A 23403-nucleotide genomic window follows, 5' to 3' on the forward strand; every position below is an offset into this window, starting at 1 on the left:
GTTCGGTTCCAGAGATCTGGTTTGACTTTTCGACCGACCGCAACTGCGCGACGCACCGTGGTGGCGGGAATATGCTCGACCGCTATGGGTCTCAACCTAGATACGAGGGCGTCGTTTCGACGCAGCCACCGCTTGGACAAACTCGTCGAGGCGATTTTTCACGCCTCCTCGACCACCACACCCGAGACCCATTGGGTCGAGTGGAAAAGCACCCTGGATTTCTCCAAGGCCAAGGACAAGGTCAGCGCCGCCAAAGCGATCATCGCTTTCGCCAATCGCGACCCGGTGAACGCGGCCCGCGAGTGCGGGGGCGAAGCGTACCTCGTCGTGGGCGTTTCACCTGTCGGCGTGCTCGACGGCGTCGCGGTACACGACGCGGCCGACCTCGCCGCGATGCTGCGAACCTACGTCGACGGACCACACTGGGACGTCGACTACGTCGAGTTCCGCGGGCAACACGTCCTGATCATCACGGTCGCACCACCGCAGCCCGGCGACCGGATCCACTCCCTGGTCAAGGACTACGAGAGCTACAAGTCCGGAACTGTGTTCCGCCGCGGCATTTCCGGCTCCGAGCCGGCAACCCATCGAGAGCTCAACGAACTGCAGAACCGGCTCCTGCAAGACCCCCCGGTCTCTGACAGCGACGCGTTCGACGAGGCAATCAGCAGCGGCAACTACCGTTTGACCGGCCGGCTGCTCCGCAGCGCCGCCCGTGGTGTGATCGACGCATGCAGCGACCCTGAACGATTCCCACCCGGCTTCGCTAGTCGTGTGCCGACGGAGCAGATCATCCAATACGTCGAGATCGCTGATGGCTACCGCACGGCCGCAGCGCCTTTGCTTCCTCTCGTCATCGAAGGCTGTCGCGTCGAAAGCGCTTTCCTTGAAGTCGAATATCGACAGCTCATCACGGCGCTCGCCGAGCCGAGACCGCTTGCCCAACAGAGCGGTTCGCTCATCACGAGTGTCCGAAACCAACAGCTGGAAGCGTTGGCAATGCTGCCAGCCACGCTCACGATGTACGCCGGCACGATCGCGGCAGTTGAACACGAGAACTATCGCGCCGTCCGCACTCTGACCGTCGATGCCACCGTCGATTGGTCCCTTTTCACGAACCGCAAGGTGGCGGTCCTCGATAAGGCTGGCCCCTGGGAGATTGTCGGCCACGAGCGGCATCTCGGACTTGCCCTACGTGCCGCCCAGACAGGCGCACTCACCAAACAGCTGCTGGAGGACCTCGCAGCGGGTCGACTTCCGCGCCGACCGGTCTACCCAGTCTCGGATTTCTTGTTCGATGCGCTGCGGTCGTACTTTCCCGACCGCACCGATTCCCAGTACATCCGGCTGTTCGATGCCGCCGAGCTCCTTTTCGCCCTTGTTGTCAGCGATCTGGCGGCTCAACGTAACCCAGGCCTCCTCGACCAACCCTGGCTGGGGCTGTTCGTCAAGCACGCGGCCGAGAGCTACCCCTTCGAGGAGACCGAGGTGGCGCACATGTTGATGGACGCGCGAAGCGCGGGCGACCAATGGCCACCCCTAGAAGCCGGTCTGTTCGGGGGATCAAAGAAACGGCTACAGGAAGCCGCAGACACCGTGTGGACGGCTACTGTGGCGCAGCTCCGCCGCGGACCTTTCTGACCAGCTAGTCGCGAGGATGCCTTCGATAGACACTGACTGCCCCGTGCTGGCTCGATGGCGAAACGGCCAGTCGTCCTGAGTCATGCGACGCAGACCGAATACGCGAACTGCGCTGAGACTGTTCCGGATTCCGCGGTCCCCATCGGCTGGCCACAACCGCTGACGTGGCGGTGGCACGATAACAGTCATGGATGAGAAGGTGCCCACTGTCAGCGTGCGGTTGTGGCGTGCCGACGCGATCGTCTTGGCCGACTGGCTGGCCCATACTGATCTGAACACGGTACCGGTCACCCATCCGGCGCAAAAGCAGGCGCTGGCAGATCTTTTGAGCCGATTTGAATGGGCTGCCGACGAGGACGTGACCGCGGCAACTGCCGAAGAGATCGCGGCAGCCCAGGCCGAAGTGGTCCGCGATATGGGTTGGTGACACACCTGAGCGGGCTGGGCACTCGCCCCAGCACGGTCAGGTAAACGATCTGCACATCGCCAGTCCGCTCACTGCGGCTTCTGGCGTACGTGTAGACCGCCGCGCTCGTCACTACCTCGAGGCGGCGCGGTAAAACTCCGAAAGCCGGGCGGCGGGGCGATATCGTCTGAGGCGGGGGAACCATCGCTGGTCGTTATCCGAGATAGGTCAGGGGCTTTCACACGACATGACACCTGCAGGCTACCCCGATCGCGCCAGACTGGTGGACAACGTGGTGCTGCGGCGAGCCGTGGCAGCGTTCGCCGCCCAGCCCAACCAACGCGGCGCGGTTGAGGTGCTGCGGTTGTGCATGTACGGGGAGGTGCTGTTGGACATCACCGGCTCTGACGCATTGACCGGTGAACCGTTCGCCACGGGCTCGCACTTGCAATTCCGGGGCGGCACTGGCCCCAATGGCGGTTCGGCGCTGTTCTGCTACACCCGCAACGAGGAAATCGCCCGCCTGCACCCGCCCGGTGCGACCACCGCGTCACTGGTTCAGCCGGCCATCGGGGCGCTGGAGCTGGCCCGAAGCCAGGGCAACGCATGGCTCTACATTGATCCGGCCGGGCCCACATGTGCCCTGTCAGCCCCCGAGATTGATTTCGCGTTGCGCAACGGCAACAACGAGCGGCTCAAGCAGGCCCTAGCCGACCACACCGACGGGAAAGCCGACAGGCAGGCCGTGGTGCAGGTGCTGCGCGACAACGGCCCTATGGTGCTGGCCGGCGATGATTCGCGCGGCGGAGTGGGTGTTCGCATCACCACACATCCGAACGGCACGACGAGCATCTTCGCCTTCACCAGCGCCCCGGAAGTCCTGGCCTTCAACCCTGCCGACGCGGCCATATCGCTGACGATCGAGCAGGTGGTGCACATGGCCCGCGAACAGGGGCACACCGGGATCGTCATCAACCCCGCCGGCCCGTTCCTGTGGGTTTCGTTGGCCGAGCTCCTCGGCGAATAAACGCGGTTGGGAGTGAAATCAGCTGTGCTCCAATGCAATCAGGGCTACGGAGATACGGCTGTTAAACACCTGGGCGTAGGCGCCAAAGCTGGCCGGAAGAGCGACCCGACGTTGTTTGCAAAGGTGCCCATGCTTGTGGTCAGCTACCGTGCCTGGCCGACGTCATCGACGACAAGTAGCGCACCGACCGCAGCCAGTCATCCACCGTCTGTCAGATTGCCGATGGTGGTCGTGGTATCAGATGTGGCGATGAACCCGGTGTAGGTCTGTCCTGAGCCGATTCGGCAGGCCAGTGCAATCGTGTCGGTCCATACGCAGATTGCGTCGTCGAATGCGTATGCGGTGTTCTTGGGTAGCAGGTTGAGCGGGTGGCCTTCGAACTCGGGCTTACTGCCAGGGCTTGGGTTTTCAACGCTGGTGAACTTGATTGGGCTGACGACGGTGCCTGATTCGAACAGGCTCACTGTGTTCGCTCCTCCAGGGGCGCTAGCGAACGGCCCGGTGCAGTTCATCGCATACATCATGCGGTGATTGGATGACGTGCAGTACAGGCCGCTGGGTGTGCGGAAGCCGCGCACTGAGTAGGCCAGGCCGGGGCGCACCGTGTAGTCGCTCTCAGATGCCTTTGGGTAGGAGGAGAAGTCTGGGGCGGCCGGCGCAGCCTGCGCGGCGACCGCCGGGACCGTGGCCAGCATGGCCAGCAAGCCCGCGACCGCCTGGCCGATCCGATTCATGACATCCATTATCCCTGCGCCCCGGTGGTGAACGGACGCTTTTTGATGGGTGAGGACGCCAACAAATGCCTACCGTGATATACGCCTACAGCACAGACTGGATGAATGAACTGGCATGCTCAACCGCCAGGCAGGCCACTGAAGGGGAGAACGCGCGTGAAAAGGACCCGCCTATATAGCCCAGTGTTCTTCGCCGTGATGGCTGCGCTATGCCTGATCCTGTTCGTGGTAAACGTCATCCACGGCACGTGGCTGGGCTTGATCAGTACCGGAGGCCTCGCGGTGTTGATGGGTTACCGGGCGTGGTCCGGCAGGCGCCGCACCAACCAGCAATAGACCTACAACGCAACACCGCTGCTAAAGCAGGCAAGCACGTGGTGCTGACCCGGACTCGCGGGCGACCTTAGGACATTTCCCCTGCCAAAACGCACTGCGTGGTGTCGTTCACGCGAGCTACACGCGCTAACCGCACCGACTTGTGCGTGATCAGCAAGTACGTTGGTCGCGTGGTCGCCAACAGTGTCCGTAGCCGCAGGATCGCTCGAGGGTTGCTGGCGCTGGTGTGCGTGGCTGCGGCGGCCGCAGGCGGGGTCGTCGCGTGGCGCATCGATGAGCGGGCACAACCGTGTTGGAGTGTGCGGCAATTCATCGAGTTCAACCGCGATACGCAGGCCTCGCTGAAAGCCAAGACGCGGTTCGCGCCGCCCGGCTCGTACGAACCAGACGTGGTACCGGCTGCCGGCGACTACCAGGCCTGGCTCGACGGTCTGCAGCAGCACGCCGGCCAGGTGACCGCACCCGAGCTGTCGGCGCACGCGCAACGAGCCGCGGCGCTGGCGCGCGAATTCATGAAAGATGCCAACCAGATGAACGCCGAACTGGACAAACAAGATCCCTTGAAACCGCAACTGCCACCATCGGCGAAGGCGGCAGGCCAGGTTAACCGCGAGTTCGGCGACGAATTGGCCACGCTGGCACGCGCCTGCCCGACCTGAGCGCGCCGCCAGCCACTCGCGCCTCTCTACTGCGCCGAGTGACGAGGCGATGCGATGTGTGAAGCGGCCGGCGGGAGGCCGACACCCCGCTCCCCTACCCCTGCTGGGCGCGAGCGCGCGACGACGCAAGGAGCTCCGCTCGTCGCCGATAATGGTGAGGGTGACGGGCTGTTCGAGTAGCGCCGCGCTACGGCTGATGAGCCGGCGCCGGCTGTGGCGGTTGTGCCTGCCGGCTGTGGCGTGTGTGGTGGCGGCGACTGGTGCGTGCGCTGCCCTGGATCGTAGCTCCGAGGCCCGCCACCTTCAGGCTGAGATAGCGAAGATGCCTGGGGTCGACAGCGTTAACCCCGGCTATATCAACGATTTTGAGAACGGCGCGGAACTGAAATTGGTGGTCACGATGCCTAAGGCAAGCGAGGACCAGATCGCCGCGGTCGCCTCGCGCATCACCAGCATCAAAGGCAGCGATTTCGACGGCTACCGTCAGTCCTGTGATTTCGTCGTCGGCGATGAACTTGAGGTGATACGCGGCGCGCAGCTCGACCCCGCCCAGATCGTCGACGACACACACCGCTTGCGCGAACTGAGGACCCGCGTCCCGCGCTCGGCAATCCAATGGTCGCGTGACGGTACTAGTTCGCGGCTCGAGGTATGGGATGTCGAACACACCAGCGACGTCTTGACCGCAGCGTTGGCGGCCGTCAAGCCCGAACCGATGACCGTCTATATCCGTTCCGCCGAACCGACGAAGTACCCGACTTGGGAAGTCGGCGTTCCGATCAGCGGCGAGCAGCGCGCAGCGATCGATGCGTTGCTGTCGCGGCTGGTGCTGCCGGTCTATTACGTTCGCATCGACAGCGCGAAGATCACCGAACTATCGGCATACATCACCGACACTGCCCGGGCCTACGGTGACCTCAAATCAGTAATCTCCACGGTGGCGCCAACCAAACAGCAACCGTTGCAACTGGAGTGGCACCTCATGGTCGAGCCTGACAATTTTCACCAGTTCACCGGCTCGCTGACGGTGCCGAGCTGCCCCCAAGACAAAGGGGCCCCCAAATCCCAAGCCCCTCAGGGCAATCAGACCGCGGAGGCAGCCGCACTGCAGCGGCAACTGCAAAGCGCCTTCACCGCCTGTTGATACTGCCCTGCCCCGCCCCCGCGCCTGTGGCTGTTTCGGCTGAGCCTCGCCGGAGTTATGGCGCCGAGTCGAATCCCCACGCGATCGCACGCGCCAGCGAATGCACATACTGCTCGCGAACGAGACGGTCGCGGGTCATGATGTGATACGGGTGCGGAGGAAACAACAGACACGGCTCCCCAGGGTGATCGTCACGGCGGGCCCGCGGCACCCGGAAAGGCCAATTCAGCTCCCGCGCCTCCGGATATACCTGCACCAGCGCCGCTTTCGCGAACTTGCCGACGCCGATCACCAGCCGCGGACGCACAATATCTCGCAGCTCGCTCTGCAAGAACGGCAAGCAGTTCGCGCTCTCGTGCGGACGCGGATCGCGATTCCCGGGCGGATGACAATGCAGTGAGTTCGTAATGAACAAATCGGCCTTGGCGATGCCTGCGCGCTGATAACAGCGATCCAGGATGCGACCACTACCTCCGAGGAACGGCTCTTGCGCCTTCATGCAGCCCCGGCACAGTGCCTCCCCCACGATCGCCACCGGCGAATCGACCGAGCCAAAACCCGGTGCCGATTCGGTCACGCCTGGCTCATTCAAACGGTCCGGGTCAACGCATTTGCGGCACGCCTTGATCCTTCGATCGAGTGCGGCCTTCTGCCGCTGCCGGGCATCCGCTGTCACCTCACCCACCGGTCCCCATCAACCTCAATCGCAACCACCACTGGCGCGACGCTACCCACCGCGCACCCTCCCAGGCAGGAAATCGGAATGTTCACCGACCGACGCTGACCGGGTGCGGCAGACTGGTCCGCCGTGCGGGTACGTTTTTTCCAGCAGCCCTGGTGGATCCGCTGGCTGGCCGACTCGGTTTTCATCGGGGCCATGCTGCTTGTGTTCTGGTGTGTGTATGTCACACACCCTTTCGAGCGAGCCGCACCAATCGTGCTTGCCCTGGCCCTGGTGGGCTTCAGCGCGGCGGCCGGAGCGGCGTCAGCCCTGGGCCAGCGTCCCGCCCGTGCGGCGTACACCGAAGCGCTGCGGGGACTGAATCAGGCCGAGCGTGCCGAGGCGGTTCGGGCATTACGTGAAGGTGCTCTGCCGGCCCGTCATCGGGTGTTGGCCGGCGCGATCCGCTGCGGCGCTGTCGTTGAAGCCTATTACCAGCGGGCCAGCCGCGGCCGAACCACGCAACTGATCTCGGCGGCCCTCCTTGCTGTTGTCGGGATCGTTTCCGTCTTCCTCAGTGACCCGCGCCGCGGCACCCTGTGGCTGTTGATGGCCGCGCTGTTCGCCGCGCAGACGGTGCGCCGCGAGCGTGTGCGCACAAAGCTCAACACCCACCTGGCGCAGCTACTCGCGGCCGCCGACCGCTCCCCCGAAATCAACGCCGACGACATCGCGCCCCCACCCCTACCGCGGCGCACCAGCTGGCAAATCGTTTTGTTCGTCGTCGTAGTGGGCGTGGCGGGCATCGGCTTCACCCGATTGGCGAATCATCCACGCCGAGACTGCCGCGCCGCCGACGCCGCGGTCAGCTTCTTAGCCGACAATTCCGATCTGACCAATCTGCAGCTCATAGTGACCGGCGGCCCCGATTTACGCGCCTACCAACATTGGGCCGAGCAGCTCTCCCACTTCGCCGCCCAGGTCTCAGCTCCCGACATCGAGCCTCACCTGCGTGCGATGGCCGATCGCGCCAGCGATGCGGTTTCCCTTGTCGCCCAAGCCCGTACCTCCCCGCCGCCGCGCCCGGTTATCGACTTACAGAGCGCCTACGGGCAGGACATGCTCGCCATCATCGACCAAGAACGTTCCTTGACCGCTGCATGCCGGCCGCGCTGAGCTCTTGACGCCGCGGGCAAGGCGAACGCACCGAGTATGCGCGTGGCATTCGAGCGACGTCCGTACGAGGACGTCGAAATCCTTGCGTCCGTGTGCATTCGGTTGATGAAAGTTCAAGCGATGGCAGCGTTTGGCGACGAGTTCCTCCGGGCTCGGCGCCCGGGGCGTACTGGGAGCAATTTTGCCACGGGTTTCATGGCCCTAAGCCACCTACAATCAGAAATGTGGAGGGTCAGAAAGAGCGCCGCCTCGGACCGATCGGATCGGAACTTCCGCCGTTAGGCCCCTGGTGGATCCTGTTTGACCGGATTCTGGCGGCCTCCCGGCTCAGTCCACCGCGCTTATACCGACTGTTGTGGGGCCTTCAACCTCGCGCGCCGAGACACAGCAAACGAGGACGCCAGACCACGGGGCCCGGGCTGGTCGCGGCCCTAGACGCCCAACTTTTCGGTGGGCCCACCACCAGCCCTTGCCCACAGCGAAAGGTGAGAGAAAACTTCCCCGCTTTCCGGAGCGAACTGGCAAACGGCCCACAACGCCGACATGAGTGAGCGTTCAGTGTCGAAGTGGTTGCCTCGGCATGGACGTCCCGGTCGTGGGCCGTCGCATTCAGCTAGCGCTCCGTCTCGATCTGGCCGATAAGTGCATCAAGGTCGCGGCGAAAGTTGGGCCCGGTGCGCATACGCATGTAGACGTCGCGGTCGATGGCATAGACCCCAGGAATCGGATCCGCCAGGTGGTGTGCCAGCAGCGACTCGTTGGGCTCGGTGTCCAGCTCACCGGCATTGAGCCGACGCTCGAATTCATCGCGAAGTTTCAGCCTGGCGCCATCTTCAGTGTCGGCTATCACGTGCCAATCCGACTTCGGATACCAGGCCTTCCACGACTGATCGTTTTGCCGCTCAACTCGCGGCCGAACGACCACTACATACTCTGGCGTGCCGCTATCCATGGGGTTTCTCCAATCAGTCTGGCCAGTGGCCGCTGATATCGGTCGGGGACGAGAAGATGGCAATGGTTCCATCGGGGAGCAGTTCGCGGCAGGTGAAGCCGCCGCTCGGCCGAGGTAGGCACCACACGATGCCGGTTGGTGGTGTTGGGCCGGTACCGTCGTCGCCACTCGCGTCATCATGTGACTTCGGTGCATCGCTCGATAGGGTCTGATACCCAGCGGCGAGCTGACGCAGCGTCGCCGACACCCCCTGATATTGGGTTTTCGTCGCCTGCAGTTGGCCCTGCATCGCCGACAGATGCTGGTTCATCGCCGCCATGATCAGCTGGGCCCCCGCCGGCGACCGACCTAACGTAGCGGCCTGAGCCCCTACCGCGCGGGCCTGATCACGAATCAACCCCGAGGCCACTCGGCCCTGCTCGCCGATCACACCACCCTGCGCAGCGGTCTGCGTCAACTCCTCATCCAAGCCTGCAGCAGCGGTTCGGGCTCGCTGATATGCGCCAGCCACCCGGGTCACACCACCGCGCAGCCCGCTCACACCCTTCGGCGATGCAGGCACCGACCCGCCATCAGCAGAAGCAGGCAACTTGCCGCCCTCACCGCCGGCCGGATACAAGTCATGCGCACGGGTCAGCAGCCGGTCCACACCAGCCACAAACGCCGCAACACTCACCCCTCAAAATTAGCCGGAGCTCTGTCGACAATGCCACGCCCAAACCCACCAAGCTCCGTGCCAGCTCGACGCAGATGTCGTGCATCATGTGCTGGGCAGACGCGGCCCTCCTCCCGGCGCACCGACCTGACATAACCATCCAGGCGGGAGGAAGGGTGCGAGCCGGGCTAAGCACTGAGATTCCCTTCAGTTACTGCCTTAGCGGCGAGTCAACAAAGCCGCCGTCGGGCGGTGGAAGTGGAAGCGGTACAACCACTCCCCCGACGTCGGCCGCATAGTGAGCGGCTTCATCGGACTCGGCGTCGGTGTAAGCGCGCACGGCGGCGGGCTGGCTGGGTACCCGTACCAGCAGAGTGAAGTCAGCGATCTGCACGTCGCCAGTCCGCTTGCTTGGGTTCTGTCGAACGTGCAGATCGGCGCCATCATCGCTCATTGCGTCATTATCGGCCCTGTGCGCACTCTTCGACCGCTTCGCCCCTCACCTCGATCGGGCACGCTAACATCAGTCATGCCCAGCGATCCGGGCCGAAAGGGTCGACGGGTCATTCCAAGGGGTGGACTAATGACCTGTCCCGGGACAGACGCGCGTTCCCAGACAATCCGGCCCGAAGGCTCCGCGCGCTGTTGTCGTTGGTTTCAGTCGGGCGGTTCCCGAGCTGATCTGAAGAGAGCGTGTCGGTGTGGTCGTGCCGGTAGGCGCTGTCCGCGCGGCCACGATGAGTGCGCGCATCTGCAATGCGATACAGTGCACGGTTACAACGTGTTTCATGCGCGGATAGCGTGTGGGTGTCAAGCGACTTCGCCAACGGGCGATCCAGTCGAATCGAATTCGTTGGTGAGTGTCTGCCAACCGGAGAAGGAATCGATCCTTTTGGCCCGGATCGCTGGGCATGACTGATGTTAGCGTGCCCGCTCGAGCATTAATACCGTCGCAGACAAATCCGGGTCATAGGTGCGCCCGCAGGCGCGGCAGGTGAGAACACCGTTGCGTTTTTGCGTCTCGGCGGGGTTCTCGTGTCCGCAGCCGGCGTGAATACGGCTTAGCCCGGCGGCGGGCACCACCGTGATGGGGACCGCGTCGCGCGTCGCAGCGGCGATGATGGCCTGGCGCAACAGGCCGGGGGCGGCGTGCTCGCGACGACGGTCGATCTCACGCTGCCGGTCGGTAGGTAATGCGCTGCGCTCCAATGCCCCTCTGGTCACGTCGGCGACGTTCGTGTCGTCGACGACGACTCGTCCACACTGGCTGACGAGGGTGTGGGCGACTTGGCGCCATAGATCATCGCGGTAGCCGCGGGCTCGCGAGCGCCCGTGGCCCTGCTGTTGCCACCGCAGTCGATCGCTGCGCCGCCAGGCTTCTAACTGGGTGGCCATCTCGGTTCCGCTGTCACGCCAGTGCAGGGCGAGCGCGGCGAATCGCGCCGGTGAGCGCCACTGTGCCACCGCGGCGGCGGTGAGCTGTTCATCCGGGCGGCCGGGATGGGGTATGGGCCCATGCTCATCAAGCCAGTCGGTGAGCTTGCTGCGGATGCTGTCTAGGGCCAGGTCTCGCGTCGATGCCGTATGGCTGTGGCGCTGCAGTCTGGCTGCGATCACCGCCGGCGCGATGATGCGACCCGAGACGCCCTCGGTGACGGGCACAATGACGTGTGCAAGTCGGCGCGGAATCGTTATCGGTTCGGTGGCACGCCAATGGGCGACCACGGTGCCGCCCTCGCTGGCTTGCCAACCCAAATGTATTGCCACGACGGGACGCTCGCTCCGTTCGGTGGCAACCGCATGGGGTATGCGCGCGGTGATAGATAACCGTGCCCGTAGGTCGGCCCCGACTCGAGTGACTGTCAGTTGCGCGCCGACGATGTCGGCTTCGGCAGGAAGCCATCGATGAGCCTGAACGGGCACATCGATCCATTGTGGTTGGCGGCCAATGGATCCGCAGCGCAGTCGGACGGTGACTCGTCCGGCGCGCCGCTTCTCGGCGCGCGTCATTTCTGCCCACTGTTGCGGTCTGATCCATGGCATGTGCAGGACGTTGTGGTAGCGGCCGGCGGGATCGGCAACCACCAGCGGAGTGCGAGGCGGTCGGCCGGCGGTCCGCTGTAATTGCACCGCGATGGTGCCGGTGCCGTCGAAGCGGTGGTGGCGTAGCGTCGCGGGCTTGTGTTGTGCGCGCTGCTGTTGGATGCGTCGCACCGCGACTTTATGTTGGTCCACGATGTAATTGAATGTCGCCCAAAACAACTGGTCGCCCGTCGGTGACTGACAGTAGCGGCGATAGAGACTTTTCTGGTCGGCGGCAAGCTGCGCCCCTCGGTCCCGACGCCGTTGTGCGGCAGCGTCTTTGACTTCAGCGATGGCGTCGCGTCGGAGCTGGCGCGCAGACCTGAGCGCGGCTCTAGCATCACACAACTGCTGCGCGAGGGGCGAATCAACAAGCTTGTCTCGCGCGGCGATCCGAGCTGCTTTCAGTGCCGCCGCGGCAGATTCAACGCGTTCCTCGGCGGCGGCCACCTGCACTTCAGCGGCGGCTACTGAGGGATACGACGACCAAATCTCCTTTATGTCTTCGTCGTAGGCGAGCTGCAGGCTGACGAGGTCCTCACGCAGATCGTGTGCTAGCCGCAGTTGTTGGCGCAGGATGTCGGGCAGCTGCCACCGGTAATGCACACCCATGGTGTGAACTGTGATCCGCGTCGAGTCTCCAACCTCGACATTGGCGGCCCGCTCTGCCGCCTCTAACTCTCCGTCGGAGGCCACCCACATATCGTTGCACAATGAGCGTCGCGCGCTGAGGCACGGCTGATGCCGCCACGTAGTCGCACACGAAGGCGCCGCGGCCCGACCGCCACGCACGACCGCATCTGATGGTCGTCTCGCGCTGCTTGGCTTTCTTAGACGCGTGGCGAATTCGGGCGGCCGCGACTAGAGGTTGCTGAGAATCGCCGATTTGATGCTGTCACGGGATATTTCGAAGTTGGGAAGGCGTAGCTGTGGCATTGGCCCATTAAGTCAGGCTAACTTTGGTGGGTGAGTATCGCGGCATTTCTGGCGGGGGTCGACCGTATCCTGACGCGCGCGCATAACCTGTATCCCGCTGGTGGGCAGGGCGGCCCGTTTCCGGCCTCGGGTGGTGGCTCGGCTCCTGCGTCACCGGCCGGTGTTGGCGGGTTGCGAACCGGTGTGACGCGGGCCGCCGGCTCCTATCAGCAGGCGCGGACCAGCGCTGCGGGCCTCGACCAGGAGGTGCAGCAGGCGGCCGAGCAGGGCGGCACGATCGGCGCGCAGGGCCGACTCGGGTCCGGGGTGATTCGCGACCAGGCCCGCGCTGTGGCCGCGGCCGCCGGTCCGATGGCCCAGTCACCGGCCGGTGCCCGCCTGGTGATGGCCGCGATGGACCAGCACCTCACCGCGATGCAGGGCCAGCTGCAAACGACGAAGACCCAAAACCAGGCAGTATCGGCGACCTTGCGGCAGACCGCGGCGGGATACCAAACGCTGTCCGATGGCGCCAAGGACTCCCCCGCTGACCCGACGATTCGCGCCGCGGGCTGGAAGCCGGGGGACCCGTTGCCGGCCGAGCCGGCCCCGCCGGGGTTGCCGCCGGTGGCAACGGACCCGCGTAACCCGTTCGTGGGCGATCCTCGTTTCGGATACTGGACCGACTATGTGCCACCGCCGTACACGGGTTCGACGCCGCCTCCGCCGGCCAAGCAGCACGTGCCCTGGGTGGACGGTCCCGAGGGCGGCCCGACCGGCTTTTACACACCTGGTAGGACCTGGATCGGCGACAATGATGCGCCGTTCGCCGCCTATGAGCAGCAGTACAAGTTCCGCATCGCTGGTGAGGACCTGACGTCCTACACCCAGGTGGGTCCGGGTGGTCAGATGCAGCGCTGGGTGGCCTACACCTATGAGGCGCAGGAGTTCCAGAACGTGAAGCTCAACGGGGACATCTGGGTCAAGACGCCGCCAGACGCGAGCACGGGAGGGTTGGGCGGCGTCAGCACCGGCGGCATCGGAGGGATCTCCATCCCGCCCAAGATTGGGCCGTGGCAGCCCATTACCCCGGCGCAGATCGCGACCCTGTCGGCGGCTAACCCGACGGTTAAGTACTACATGCCCGATCCGTGCGGGCAACAATTCACATTCGTCAACGGGACAGCTACCGGGGGAAACGCGCCGGGTCCGATCACCCCGAGCATCATCGCTGGTCCGCCCGGCTGATGCCCGAGCTGACTCGGCCGGCGGCCCGGGATCTCGAGGCTCTGCCCTAGCCTGTCACACCGGATGTCAGGAAACGAGTTCTCGAGTGCCGAGGTCTTCGCGCAACCGGAACATCACCAACGCTTTGGCGTCCTTGAAGCCCTGGCTGCGGGCCGCCTCGTCCAGCTTGGCTCGCGCCTGTGCAGTCATTCGCATTGTGAATTGGGCAGACATCCTGCGGTTTTCTGAGCCCCTGCGGCTCTTGCGCCGTGGCGTCAAATCGCTTGCGCTTGCCTGCTCTGCCACCTGACCCGCCCTCCTGAGGCTGTGACGTGCTCTTTTGCATCTATTAAGTGCATTAGTGCCATTGTATGCCCTCATGCGCCGTTGCGCGGTATTCCGCGCAACGAGTGTCGGGCTATCGGCATGTACTTGATAAGGGCATTCCAGCAGATTAACGGCAATGTGTGGCGACGTGCACGGGAGTACACTAAGGCCGTTGCAGGTGCGTCGCTGGAAGGACTCGCTTCATGGTGATGGGAGGTCATCCGCAGCGCGGCAGGCCCATCACCGGCGTCCCGCAAGCGGCCCGGATGCTGGGCCGCGATGTTCGCACCGTGCGGCGGATGATTGAGTCGGGCGAGCTTGAGGGCGGCGCCTCGCTCGCTCATAAGCGCCGCCAGTGGTTCGTCTACACAGACCAACCTCTACTCCAGACGCAGGGGCGAGCGCCGGCCGCAAGACCAGAGCACGGCGAAATTGCGGCCCTGCGAGCCGAAAACGCCGACCTACGTGCCCGGGCGATGGCAGCCGAAGAGGGCGAGCGACTTCTGCTTGCTGGGCAAGCGACTTTGCGGGATGCGTTGAGGCAAAGTCAGTCCACGCTGGCTGCTGTGATGGCCGCTAATGAGAACATGCTTCGCGGGGCCGACGGTTATCGGATGGCAGCGGATGGTTACCGCGGTGCGGCCGATGAATTCCGCCAGGGCGCTGCCGGGTACGTCGAGGTGGTCAAGCAGGCACAGGCCACAATCGGGATGTTGGAAAACGTTCTTGAGAGCTATAGCGACACAATCTCTCAGCACATCACCCCCGGCCATGCAGGCGCTTTGAACACCTAAGCCACGTTGTGCCGCGCTGACAAGAATGCAGGGCCCCTCCCCCATTGGCGATCGTTGTTGGCGTCCCGTGGCCGATTAGCGCCTCGTTCCTGCGTCCAACGGCAAAACGGGCGCTCGTCATTTCGTCACTGTGACGCGTTCGGGTGGGCGTCCTGCGACGCCCATCTCCGTACTGCTTTCAATATCGTGTCGGGCTGTCTTCTCGGTATCCTTCCGCAGGTGGCGACACTCGTGGCCCGGCGCAGCGTTCGCGCCAGAGCACGCCACCCGCTGCGCAGTACCGGAGCTGGTCTGCTCAGCCGCTGGGATCAGGCCGCGGCGCCACGTCGCGTCGACTGTCTGCGTTCGCATCTCAGTCCCAGTATGGCGAGGCACCCGCGTTCAGGTGACGAGCACCGTTCGTTTCTTCACTGAGTGTTCTGCCTCGCCCTCCGTGGGAATGAGTGCCTGCGCGACCACTTCGGCGCGGGTGTGCTAAACAATTGCCCGTATTCGGCGTCCAGGGTTGAGCTGACGCTGGTGGCCGCAATTGCGGTCTGGATCGTCTAGGCAGTTCGTGCTCAGGTAAGCATAGGCGCCGCCTTCCTGGCGTTGTGGGATACCTTCGGCACCGCTTCGGCACCCATGTGTAGCGCAATGTACGTACGAGCGGTGGCCTTATGCATAGGCCTCAGCGGATGCAACCAAGCTGCAAGGCGCGGGTAGGAATCCTGGGCCCGACAGCGGCCACAGCGGTCGCGCGTGTATGGCGAGACGCGTAGGTGCACAGTCATTGCGCCATCTGCCCGTGGGCGGTGGGCATGGTATTGCCCTAGGTATGCGTCTAGGTATTGGTGACAACCTTCTTCTAGGTATGCGGCGCAGGTCCGATACGCCCTGTGTGATGGGTCTTTACGGACGTTTGAAAGGGCAGGCCTAGCGCCAATGGGGGCGGTGGTGCACTGGGTGCGGAGGCGGGGGTGAGCTGAACCGACACTCTTTCTGTATGCAGGACTACTGCCATGCGACTGGTGCTCGCCCTGTCGCTCGACGCGAAGTGCCCCAGGGTGGCCGTGACGTGATGTGCGCCTGCATGCGGCGTCGGGCGTGTTGTGGCGACGTCGGCATACCGGCAGGTGCAAGGCCTTGCGGCGAGCCTTCTTTGTGGCTGGGCGCGTCGCGCATCGGCGCGCCGGGTTGTTGCCACTACACTTCGTGAACCATGACCAGTCACACGTTGCGGCGGTCGGCGCCAGGTGTCGCCGCGGGCGCCGGTGCGCCGCGAATTCAGCTGCAAGCTGCGCTGTCATGACCGACAGCATACTGACCGTGGACGAGCCGAAGGTGACGATCAACTGGGCGCGTCTCGGGCATGTTTACGTCGTGGGGAACGGTAAAGGCGGGGTGGGTAAGACGACGACGGCCGCGCATTTGGCTGCGTTGGTTGCCTCAGATGGTGCTCGTGTGTTGCTCGTCGACCTCAATGGGCAGGGCAACATCGCTCAGGTATTGGGGTTTGCGAACACGAGCGTCGACGATAAGGGACGGAACCTTTTTTCGGCGGTGACCGCAGGTGTGCGGCTGGCGCCGATACCGGATGTCAGGCCGAACCTGGACGTGGTTCCCGGGGGGAGTTTCGTCCGGCGTATCTCGACGACGTTGGCTGCCGAGATGGGTACTTCGCGCGATAACGGGGTGCTGTTGGCGTTGGCCGATGCGTTGCAGAGCGTGGCTTCCCAGTACCAACTCATCATCATTGACTCGCCACCGGAAAACCCGCTTCTTCTTCAGCTTGCGTTGTGTGCGGCTCGCTGGGTCATCGTGCCGATGAAGACTGATGGCACCTCGCGAGCGGGGTTGCGTGAATTGGCCAGCGACATTCGTGCGATACGTGACCACAATCCCTTCCTCGTCCTGCTTGCCGTGTTCGTGTTCGCTTCGGGCACCAAGGCGACCAATATTCGGCGTGAGCTCACCGAGCAGGTCGCCCAGGATCTGGGCGCCAATAGCGATTTGATGTTGAAAAGCTTTGTCCGCCAGGCCGAGGCCGTCGCTCGCGACATCATCAAGTTCGGCCGCCTTGCCCACGAGCTCGAGCAGGAGATACCCAACAATCCCAAGCATTGGGAGTTACGTCGAGGGACAGCCAGGGGGGCTACCGTCGTTAGTAGTACCGCTCGGCCGGTGGCTGAAGATTTCGCCAAACTTGCGGCCGAGATACTCAGCCGTGCTGCCCGTAAGCGGGAACAGATGATCGAAGAAGGAGTGTGGCCGTGAGCAACCTAAGACAGCAGGATCTTCCGGCAGAGGACCTTTCTGACCTCGGTGCGCCGGCGGCTCGGGGATCGGGGTTGTCTGGGCTGCTCTCGCAGAGCGCGGGCGAGGCGCCCGCCGCAGCCCCTCAGCCACGACGCGCGTGGGAGCCCGATGCCGAACACGATGCGGTGGATGCCGGTGCGACTGCGGTGGCCGCCCCCCGCCGGCCCCGCCGGCCCGGGCGGCCGCGTACGCGCACCAAGCCTGTTACTGCGGTGTATGTCAGTCCGGGTGTCAAACAGCGCTTTGAGGCCTATCGGCACAAGCAGAAGGCGACGAATCTTCAGGTGGTTTTGGAAGCCATCAGTAGCAAGCACCATGAGCTGGCCGACATCATCAAGCAGTCGGCGTTCAGTACTGCACCGGTGAATCCTTTGTTTCCGGCCGATCCGTCGGCGGTGCGCTATGTCGGGGGAGGCAGCGTGCAGATTGGTTTCAGCGCTACACCTGAGCAAGAACAGGTACTTGACCGTATCGGCGCGGAGTTGGGTTTCGAGACCCGAAGCACCTGGATTGCTCCGGTGCTCAACGCGTTTTTGCCGGGTCGCAAAGACGGTGCGCCCGACCGCGGCTGATGGGACTCTAACCACCGCAGGCGGTCAGTACCCGGGCGCCGACCAAATCGACGAGCAATTCGATTGCCCGAGTTTCCTCGTCGATCGGGGGCGGTCCTGTGGCCAGCACGGCGCTGAGGTATTCCTCGTGGTGCCTATCGAACGCCTGGGCCAGCGTGAGGTCGGGGCCAGCCAGGCGATGTTGGGTGCTGGACTGGTCGTGTAGCTGCTCGCGGCTGAGTAACCAGGTGTGCCAGCTGGCGCGTTCTTGCTGGTGTCGGCGGGCGCGCTGGTTTTGTTGGTCCTCGAGGTGGTGGGCGGCGGCGACGTCGTCCAACGTTGTCGGGCCGGCGCTAAGGCGGCCACGATGCTGGGTAATCAGACCGGCGATTCGTAGGGCTGCGAGAGTCTCATAGCCCGTGGTGATGGCCGTGTGTGCCGCGGCGAACACGTCGCGGGGGCGTTGGATGTGCTGGTGCACGATCAGCTCGTAGATGCGCCGGTGACGGTGCCCGATGACCTTCCAGGCCAGGTGGACACCTTCGACTCGGATCGCCGCGACCGTCTCGCGGGCGACGCCCATCTGGTTCTGCTGGGTCAGCGCGTAGTAGTCGGGTTCATGTCCTTGTGCGATGCGCGTGCGCACCAGCGGTGAGCCCGGCAAGTCACGGGTTTTTCGGAGGAACTCCCAAACCGTCGTCTCACTGAGCAGTCCTGTGGCTAGCGATAGCGCTCGTCCGCCCACGCCTACCACGGGGACTCCGTTGATCACCTCTCCGGCCCGCACAGCATGTATCGCCAGGGCTTGGTAGACGGCCGCACCGATCCACCGGTAGCGGTGGCCGGGGAATTGCGCTTCCACCCAAGCCACTGCGTTGGCCAGCCACTCGCGATGCAGCTGTGGTCCCGCTGTGGTCCCCCCTGTGTGTACTTGTTCTTGTGCGCGGACTGGTCGGAAAAAGCTGCTGTTGGTGGCGGCCCAGGTCAGGGCTTTGCGCCAGTCGCGTTGCAGGGCTTTCTCGGCTCCGGCGCCATAGCGGGTGTAGGCGGTGGCCAGTCCGGTGTGCCAGGGGCGTCCTGGGGCCATGAGGGCCTGTACAGCGGCCAGGGTGTGGCCGTGTAATGCGGCGTGGGCCAGGACGGATTGGCGCGCTTCGGAGTGGCTTCGCCACGTCCGGTCGGCGGGTAGTTGGCCGGTGGTGGCGTAGGTGGTGATGCGGGTGGGCAGTGCGGTGTCGCGGGTGTATTCGGGGCGTAGTCGTTCGCGGGCGCCGCTGCCGGTGGTGGCGTCGCTGGGTGTCGAGATCGGTTTGGTGGTGGGCGATGGGCTAAGGGCGCCGAGCAGAACGTTGAGACGGGGGAGCAGGGCGGGGTCAGAGCGTGTGGTGAATGCGTCGATCGCGGTGGCTAAGGGGCCGTCGAGGATGCGGTGGCCGCCTTCGCGGCAGGGGGAGCCGGGGACGGTGATGCACCCGGTGCGGGTGTTGGCCATCGGGGTTTTGTCCAGGCTGGGTAGTCGGGCTTGCAGGAGCCGCATGAGGGGGTTGACTTCGGCGGTGGTGGCGGCGGTGCCGATGGCCAGCGGCACGATGATGTGGCGGCCGCCGCTAGTTGAGCGGTCGGTGATAGCGACCCCGCCGGCATCGGTGATCCAGCTCAGGGCGCGAGCGAAGTCTGCGTCGACGACCTGTTGGCTGTGGTGTTTGGTGTCGAAGTCCAGTGCGAGGACCTGGGTGCGGTGGTGTGAGTAGAGCAGGACCGCGGCCGGCACGGTGGGCAGGCGGCTGGTGAGGTTTTTGGTGCGGTCGAATTTGTTGGTGGTGGGGTCCCAGACGCGGATTGTGGGTCGGGCGGCGATGAGGGGGGCCAGTGCTTTCCAGGTGGCGGCGGGGCTGGCGGGAAGCGACGTGGCCGGGTTGGGGGACATGGCGTTAGGAGGCGTGGTGGGTCACGGTGAGGTCAGTGGTGTCGTGCAGGTGGCCGTGGGTGTCGAGGAAGACCCACCGGTGCTGGCGCCACAACATGGGTGTCGTGCTGGTGGTGCTGCGTGGGTCGACGAGGTATCCCAGGTCGAGCGCGGTGGGTATGTCGGTGTGTTCGATGAGGTCGATGCAGTTGCGGCAGGCTGCGATCGCGTCGGCGGGACTTCCTAGGGTGTGTGGGTGTGCGCGGCGGCGCCGGGAGAAGATCGCGGCCTGTTCGTATGTGCATGCGGGAGCCATAATTTCGCAGTGGCCGCTGGCGCGGGCGGTGATTTGTTGGGCGATGGCCGGCGCCGGTGCGGCGATGAGCAGTTTTCTGACTCGGACACGTCGGCCCGGGCGCGCTGCGCGGGTGGCGGCCGGCACGGCGGCCGGTGGTGTGACCGGTTGGAGGTCAAGCGATTTCGTGTCGGGCGGGGGCTGGGCGGGCAGGCCCAGCAGGTGCCTTTTGGCGGGAAAGTCGCCGTCAATCCAGACTCCGGCCCACATGCCGTAGGAGGGTTGACGGTGCAGTGCAGATTCGGTGCAGGGCTGCAGGGTTGGGCAGTTGAGGCATTGCTGGCGGGTATAGGTGCGCCGCTTGGCGTCAAACCAGTCGCCAGGGTGTTGCAGGCAGGACGCGACTCGTCCGGTGCTGGCGGTGTCGTCATGCTTGTGGTTCACGAGGGTGTCCTCTATCGTGAAACCAGCCCGGTGAAGGCTTGGTTTCTGGTTTCAGAGGCCATTGACCGGAGTTGGTGTCTCCGGTCGCAGTTGTCCCCGCTTCGGCGGGGACTTCTGCGTTAAGGGCCGTATCAAGTTGTGTGTTGACCTGTGGTGTCCGTCAACGCGTTTGGGTGAAGGTGTGGGGCGCGGTCTCCTCGTTCATCTGGGTGGTTGGGGCTTCTGGTGGGACCAGAGTGACACGAGTCGGCATCGATGTTCGGCCGACACGCCGCGCGGTTTTCCGCGCAGGCACCACAGTAAGCAGCTTCAGCACCCTTACGCCGCACCCGCGGGAAGTTTTTTTGCCAATCTCCACGCCGGGGCTTTTGGCGCTCGCAAATCGGTGACCGCCGACCGACGCGTAAGGGCGAGCGGGGTTGTAAGTTCGGCTTGAGCCCACCTGGTCGGGGTCTCAACGGGACTGCAGCGCTGCTGTTCTGGCGTGCGGCACAGCCCAGTTGTGTGCCGTTATTCTTTGCCTGCGAAGGGATTCCGCGAGTGACGACACTGAACACGCGCCGCAATGGCGCAGGGCTTGCGCAGCGATCCGACGTCAAGGTTCATCCCGTCGACGAGCACTTCGGCGGCCAGGGCGCGCTGTCGATGCCCGCTGTCGAGTCAGACTCACTCGGGTCCGAAACACTGAACGCACCACCTGCGCAGTGGGATGCGGCCGGTGAAGACGAGATGCGCACGTTGCGGTTGGTTCGCCGTAGCCGCACCGCAGCGGTGTGGCTGACGGTGGGTATCGCGACCATCAGCTTCGTCTTGTCGTTCACCTCGTTGCGGAATTTAGCGGCGATGTCGGCGTGGCCCGGGTGGCCGTCGTGGCTGTGGCCGTTGATCCTTGATGGCCTGATCATCCTTGCGACGCTGGGGATTGTGTCGTTTGCGCCCTACCGTGAGCAGTTTTGGAACCGTGTTTTTCTGTGGGCGGTGCTCGGGGTAGCGGCTTTGGTGAGTGTGGGCGGCAATGCTTTGCACGCGTGGTTATTCACCGGGCAGCTGGCGCCGTGGATGCGTTGGGGTGCCGCGGGTTTGGCGTGTGTGCCACCGGTAGCGCTGATGGTCACGACGCATATCTTGGGGACCTTGTGGCGATTTCATCCCGCACCGCCGCCCGATGCGCGCTCGCAGTTGCGCGAGCGCGCGCTGGCGCTGGCGGTGGAGCGAATGGACCGCTGGGAAGCTGCTGCGGGCAAGCTGCATGAAGAAGGTTATTGCCCGAGCGTGCCTACCGACAAGTTGGCGCAGGTGCTGCGGTACTTGTACGAATCTCGGCCTGCGTTATCGCTGCGCGCGATCGGGGCCAAGCCGGAGGTGGGTTTACATCACGACACGGTCAGCAAGATTCGCGATGCCGCTGCAAGCGCGCTGGGCATGACGGTCGGCGACCAGTAAGACCGCAACGAACACCGCCGACATGCTGATGCTCGTCGGGCCAGGGAAATCGGTGAGGCGCGACCGTCGCATAGTGCCAGCACACGGCGGTAGCGTTTTTCCAACAACCTGCGGTTAGAGGGGATTTGGGCAAGCCATGGGCTTTCTTGATGACGTCTTGGATGACCTGTTTGATGACCTTTCGGGGATCTTCGGCGGCGATGACGACGGTGGTGGCGACGGTGAGAGCGACTGGCCCGCCCAGCAGCCGGTACCCGCGACGTTTCCGCCGGGCGCGCCAGGGTGGGGGCCTGCTCCTCAGGCGCCGGGCGCGCCGGGGTGGGGGCCTGCTCCTCAACCCCCGGGTGGGCCCAGCGGGCTGCAGCAGGGTGCCGGGCAAGCGGGAACGACCTACCAGCAGGCCAGCGGCGCGGTCAACCAGACCGATGAGAAGCTAGCCGATTTGCTCAAGCAGATATTCGCGGCCAACGACGACAATCGCTCACGGATTAGCGGCATCATCGCCAGCATCGAGACAGCGCGCAAGGCGCTGACGTCCAACCCGCAAACCGCCGGTGACCCACATGCGATGGCCTTGTTTAACCAGTTCTTGGACGGCCAGCTCGCCCAGATTCAACAGATTCTTGACAGTTCGAAGGTGGACAGCAAAAAGCAAGCCGAGTTGCTTGCCGCCCTGGGTGAGGAGTACCGCGGTACCGCTGGGGGCGACCCGAAGAAGAAGGGCAAGGGCGACAGTAACGGCGCCGGCGGCGGTGATGGTGGAGGCGATACCAGCGGCGGTAGTGACGGCGGCGACGGTGACGGCGGCGGCGGCGGTGGCGGTGACGGCGATGGGGGAGCCGGGGCTGGCGGAACCACTACAGGTGGCGGTGCTGGTGGGGGGTTGACTGATCCGCTGGCTGGACTCGGTGGCGCGGGGATGGGTGATCCGCTGTCGATGCTGGGCCCGGCGATGGCGGGGCTGGGGGGTATTCCTGGCGCGCTGGGCGGGGCCGCGGGGTCGTTGCCGATGGATGCGCTGGGCGCGATGGGCCCGCTGGCAAGTCAGTTGGCCGGCCAGGGCGGCGGTGACGGGTTCAAAGACACTGACGCCCACGACCACGGCAAGTCAGACGACTTCCAAGACGCCTCGCATGGCAAAGGGGACGGCGACGGCGGCAAGAACTCTGACGCGACGTCGGGCAAGGACGACACCAGCGACAAGGGCGAGAAGAACGGCACGACCCAGCCAGCGGGCACGACTGCGCCGCAGCCCAGCGGCCAGCCCGCCCCGCCCGCGGCGGTGCCCGCCAGCGTCGGTGGCGAGCCGAGCCGGGTAGTCCAGATGCCCGACGGTTCCCCGGTGACGGCTTCCACTGTCCAGCACGCCGCCGCAGTGCGGGCGGTGTTGAACGGGGCGACGGTCGCCGATGGGTGGAAGCAGGCCCATGTGGAGTTGCCTCCGCCGGGGACCCCGGTGACCGCGCCGGCAGATCCGAGCCATTTGGTACCCGGTCAAATCGCCCAATTCACGAGTCGCGACCCGGTGATGTACATGGGTAATGGCAAAATCTGGCTTGATGGGCAGCTGCAACCGCAAAGCGCACTGCCTACGGGAGATTTTCTGGGCTGGGTCGATCCGCCTCAGCTCACCGGGACGACACCGGTCCCGACCGTGCCGGGTGCGCCAGCACCGGCCGGTCAGCCGGGGATCACGAACACCAGCGGTAGCTAGATGTGGGCCAACGATG

At 64.6% G+C, this 23403-nt stretch carries 22 protein-coding genes; 13 read left to right on the forward strand and 9 right to left on the reverse strand.

Annotated features, from left to right (window positions below):
* Nucleotides 1-132 precede the first annotated feature (132 nt).
* The 3 genes from U8D42_RS28820 (at nucleotide 133) to U8D42_RS28830 (ending at nucleotide 3074) form a co-directional block, all read left to right on the forward strand.
* Nucleotides 133-1641: an AlbA family DNA-binding domain-containing protein gene (locus U8D42_RS28820; RefSeq protein ID WP_232512930.1), complete on the forward strand. Its 1509-nt coding sequence runs from the start codon at nucleotides 133-135 to the stop codon at nucleotides 1639-1641.
* A 187-nt stretch (nucleotides 1642-1828) separates the two neighbouring features.
* Nucleotides 1829-2068, forward strand: coding sequence for a hypothetical protein (locus U8D42_RS28825; RefSeq protein ID WP_047323896.1), 240 nt, complete (start codon nucleotides 1829-1831; stop codon nucleotides 2066-2068).
* A gap of 226 nt (nucleotides 2069-2294) precedes the next feature.
* Nucleotides 2295-3074 carry an SseB family protein gene (locus tag U8D42_RS28830; protein ID WP_047323895.1) on the forward strand — a complete coding sequence of 260 codons (780 nt, stop codon included), beginning with the start codon at nucleotides 2295-2297 and terminating at the stop codon, nucleotides 3072-3074.
* Nucleotides 3075-3271: 197 nt separating this feature from the next.
* Here the strand turns inward: U8D42_RS28830 and U8D42_RS28835 are convergent, their stop codons facing one another.
* Nucleotides 3272-3808: a hypothetical protein gene (locus U8D42_RS28835; RefSeq protein ID WP_047323913.1), complete on the reverse strand. Its 537-nt coding sequence runs from the start codon at nucleotides 3806-3808 to the stop codon at nucleotides 3272-3274.
* 198 nt (nucleotides 3809-4006) lie between these two features.
* Here U8D42_RS28835 and U8D42_RS28840 point away from each other — a divergent pair, with 198 nt between their 5' ends.
* The 3 genes from U8D42_RS28840 (at nucleotide 4007) to U8D42_RS28850 (ending at nucleotide 5947) form a co-directional block, all read left to right on the forward strand.
* On the forward strand, nucleotides 4007-4144 hold the full coding sequence (locus U8D42_RS28840) for a hypothetical protein (protein ID WP_167380249.1): 138 nt from the start codon (nucleotides 4007-4009) through the stop codon (nucleotides 4142-4144).
* Nucleotides 4145-4356: 212 nt separating this feature from the next.
* Nucleotides 4357-4803, forward strand: coding sequence for a hypothetical protein (locus tag U8D42_RS28845; protein WP_047323894.1), 447 nt, complete (start codon nucleotides 4357-4359; stop codon nucleotides 4801-4803).
* A gap of 322 nt (nucleotides 4804-5125) precedes the next feature.
* A complete protein-coding gene (locus tag U8D42_RS28850; protein ID WP_047323893.1) occupies nucleotides 5126-5947 on the forward strand; it encodes a hypothetical protein in 822 nt (273 codons plus the stop codon).
* A gap of 55 nt (nucleotides 5948-6002) precedes the next feature.
* On the opposite strand, the gene U8D42_RS28855 is transcribed toward U8D42_RS28850, so the two are convergent.
* A complete protein-coding gene (locus U8D42_RS28855) occupies nucleotides 6003-6632 on the reverse strand; it encodes a uracil-DNA glycosylase (RefSeq protein WP_047323892.1) in 630 nt (209 codons plus the stop codon).
* A gap of 123 nt (nucleotides 6633-6755) precedes the next feature.
* Between U8D42_RS28855 and U8D42_RS28860 the strand changes: the two genes are divergently transcribed.
* Nucleotides 6756-7784, forward strand: a complete 1029-nt coding sequence (locus tag U8D42_RS28860; RefSeq protein WP_047323891.1) for a hypothetical protein — start codon at nucleotides 6756-6758, stop codon at nucleotides 7782-7784.
* 613 nt (nucleotides 7785-8397) lie between these two features.
* Here the strand turns inward: U8D42_RS28860 and U8D42_RS28865 are convergent.
* The 4 genes from U8D42_RS28865 to U8D42_RS28880 form a co-directional block, all read right to left on the reverse strand.
* Nucleotides 8398-8736 carry a hypothetical protein gene (locus U8D42_RS28865; RefSeq protein ID WP_047323890.1) on the reverse strand — a complete coding sequence of 113 codons (339 nt, stop codon included), beginning with the start codon at nucleotides 8734-8736 and terminating at the stop codon, nucleotides 8398-8400.
* Between the two features lie 13 nt (nucleotides 8737-8749).
* A complete protein-coding gene (locus U8D42_RS28870) occupies nucleotides 8750-9412 on the reverse strand; it encodes a hypothetical protein (RefSeq protein WP_136246053.1) in 663 nt (220 codons plus the stop codon).
* Between the two features lie 190 nt (nucleotides 9413-9602).
* Nucleotides 9603-9845, reverse strand: a complete 243-nt coding sequence (locus U8D42_RS28875) for a hypothetical protein (RefSeq protein WP_052955347.1) — start codon at nucleotides 9843-9845, stop codon at nucleotides 9603-9605.
* Between the two features lie 467 nt (nucleotides 9846-10312).
* The gene (locus U8D42_RS28880; RefSeq protein ID WP_156181224.1) at nucleotides 10313-12085 is read right to left on the reverse strand and encodes a hypothetical protein; all 1773 of its coding nucleotides are present in this window, start codon (nucleotides 12083-12085) and stop codon (nucleotides 10313-10315) included.
* 354 nt (nucleotides 12086-12439) lie between these two features.
* On the opposite strand from U8D42_RS28880, the gene U8D42_RS28885 reads away from it, so the two are divergent.
* Nucleotides 12440-13636, forward strand: a complete 1197-nt coding sequence (locus U8D42_RS28885; RefSeq protein WP_192579515.1) for a hypothetical protein — start codon at nucleotides 12440-12442, stop codon at nucleotides 13634-13636.
* A gap of 66 nt (nucleotides 13637-13702) precedes the next feature.
* Here U8D42_RS28885 and U8D42_RS28890 read toward each other — a convergent pair whose 3' ends face one another.
* Nucleotides 13703-13825 (reverse strand): hypothetical protein, encoded by a 123-nt coding sequence (locus tag U8D42_RS28890; protein WP_257790680.1) that lies wholly within the window; start codon nucleotides 13823-13825, stop codon nucleotides 13703-13705.
* Nucleotides 13826-14145: 320 nt separating this feature from the next.
* Between U8D42_RS28890 and U8D42_RS28895 the strand changes: the two genes are divergently transcribed.
* From U8D42_RS28895 to U8D42_RS28905, 3 genes are all read left to right on the forward strand, one after another.
* Nucleotides 14146-14736 (forward strand): helix-turn-helix domain-containing protein, encoded by a 591-nt coding sequence (locus U8D42_RS28895; RefSeq protein WP_047323886.1) that lies wholly within the window; start codon nucleotides 14146-14148, stop codon nucleotides 14734-14736.
* A 1287-nt stretch (nucleotides 14737-16023) separates the two neighbouring features.
* Nucleotides 16024-16992: a ParA family protein gene (locus U8D42_RS28900; RefSeq protein WP_047323885.1), complete on the forward strand. Its 969-nt coding sequence runs from the start codon at nucleotides 16024-16026 to the stop codon at nucleotides 16990-16992.
* Nucleotides 16989-17606 carry a hypothetical protein gene (locus U8D42_RS28905; RefSeq protein ID WP_047323911.1) on the forward strand — a complete coding sequence of 206 codons (618 nt, stop codon included), beginning with the start codon at nucleotides 16989-16991 and terminating at the stop codon, nucleotides 17604-17606. Before U8D42_RS28900 ends, U8D42_RS28905 begins: the two co-directional genes overlap by 4 nt.
* 7 nt (nucleotides 17607-17613) lie before the next feature.
* Here U8D42_RS28905 and U8D42_RS28910 read toward each other — a convergent pair whose 3' ends face one another.
* Both U8D42_RS28910 and U8D42_RS28915 read right to left on the reverse strand, forming a co-directional pair.
* Entirely contained in the window at nucleotides 17614-19512 is a 1899-nt protein-coding gene (locus tag U8D42_RS28910) for a hypothetical protein (RefSeq protein WP_047323884.1), read from the reverse strand.
* A gap of 4 nt (nucleotides 19513-19516) precedes the next feature.
* Nucleotides 19517-20230 carry a WhiB family transcriptional regulator gene (locus U8D42_RS28915; protein WP_047323883.1) on the reverse strand — a complete coding sequence of 238 codons (714 nt, stop codon included), beginning with the start codon at nucleotides 20228-20230 and terminating at the stop codon, nucleotides 19517-19519.
* A gap of 540 nt (nucleotides 20231-20770) precedes the next feature.
* On the opposite strand from U8D42_RS28915, the gene U8D42_RS28920 reads away from it, so the two are divergent.
* Both U8D42_RS28920 and U8D42_RS28925 read left to right on the forward strand, forming a co-directional pair.
* Entirely contained in the window at nucleotides 20771-21673 is a 903-nt protein-coding gene (locus U8D42_RS28920) for a DUF2637 domain-containing protein (RefSeq protein ID WP_052955346.1), read from the forward strand.
* Between the two features lie 136 nt (nucleotides 21674-21809).
* Nucleotides 21810-23387, forward strand: a complete 1578-nt coding sequence (locus U8D42_RS28925) for a DUF4226 domain-containing protein (RefSeq protein WP_052955345.1) — start codon at nucleotides 21810-21812, stop codon at nucleotides 23385-23387.
* The last annotated feature ends 16 nt before the right edge of the window (nucleotides 23388-23403 follow it).

The sequence above is a fragment of the Mycobacterium europaeum genome (assembly GCF_034555895.2).
Classification (GTDB): domain Bacteria; phylum Actinomycetota; class Actinomycetes; order Mycobacteriales; family Mycobacteriaceae; genus Mycobacterium; species Mycobacterium europaeum.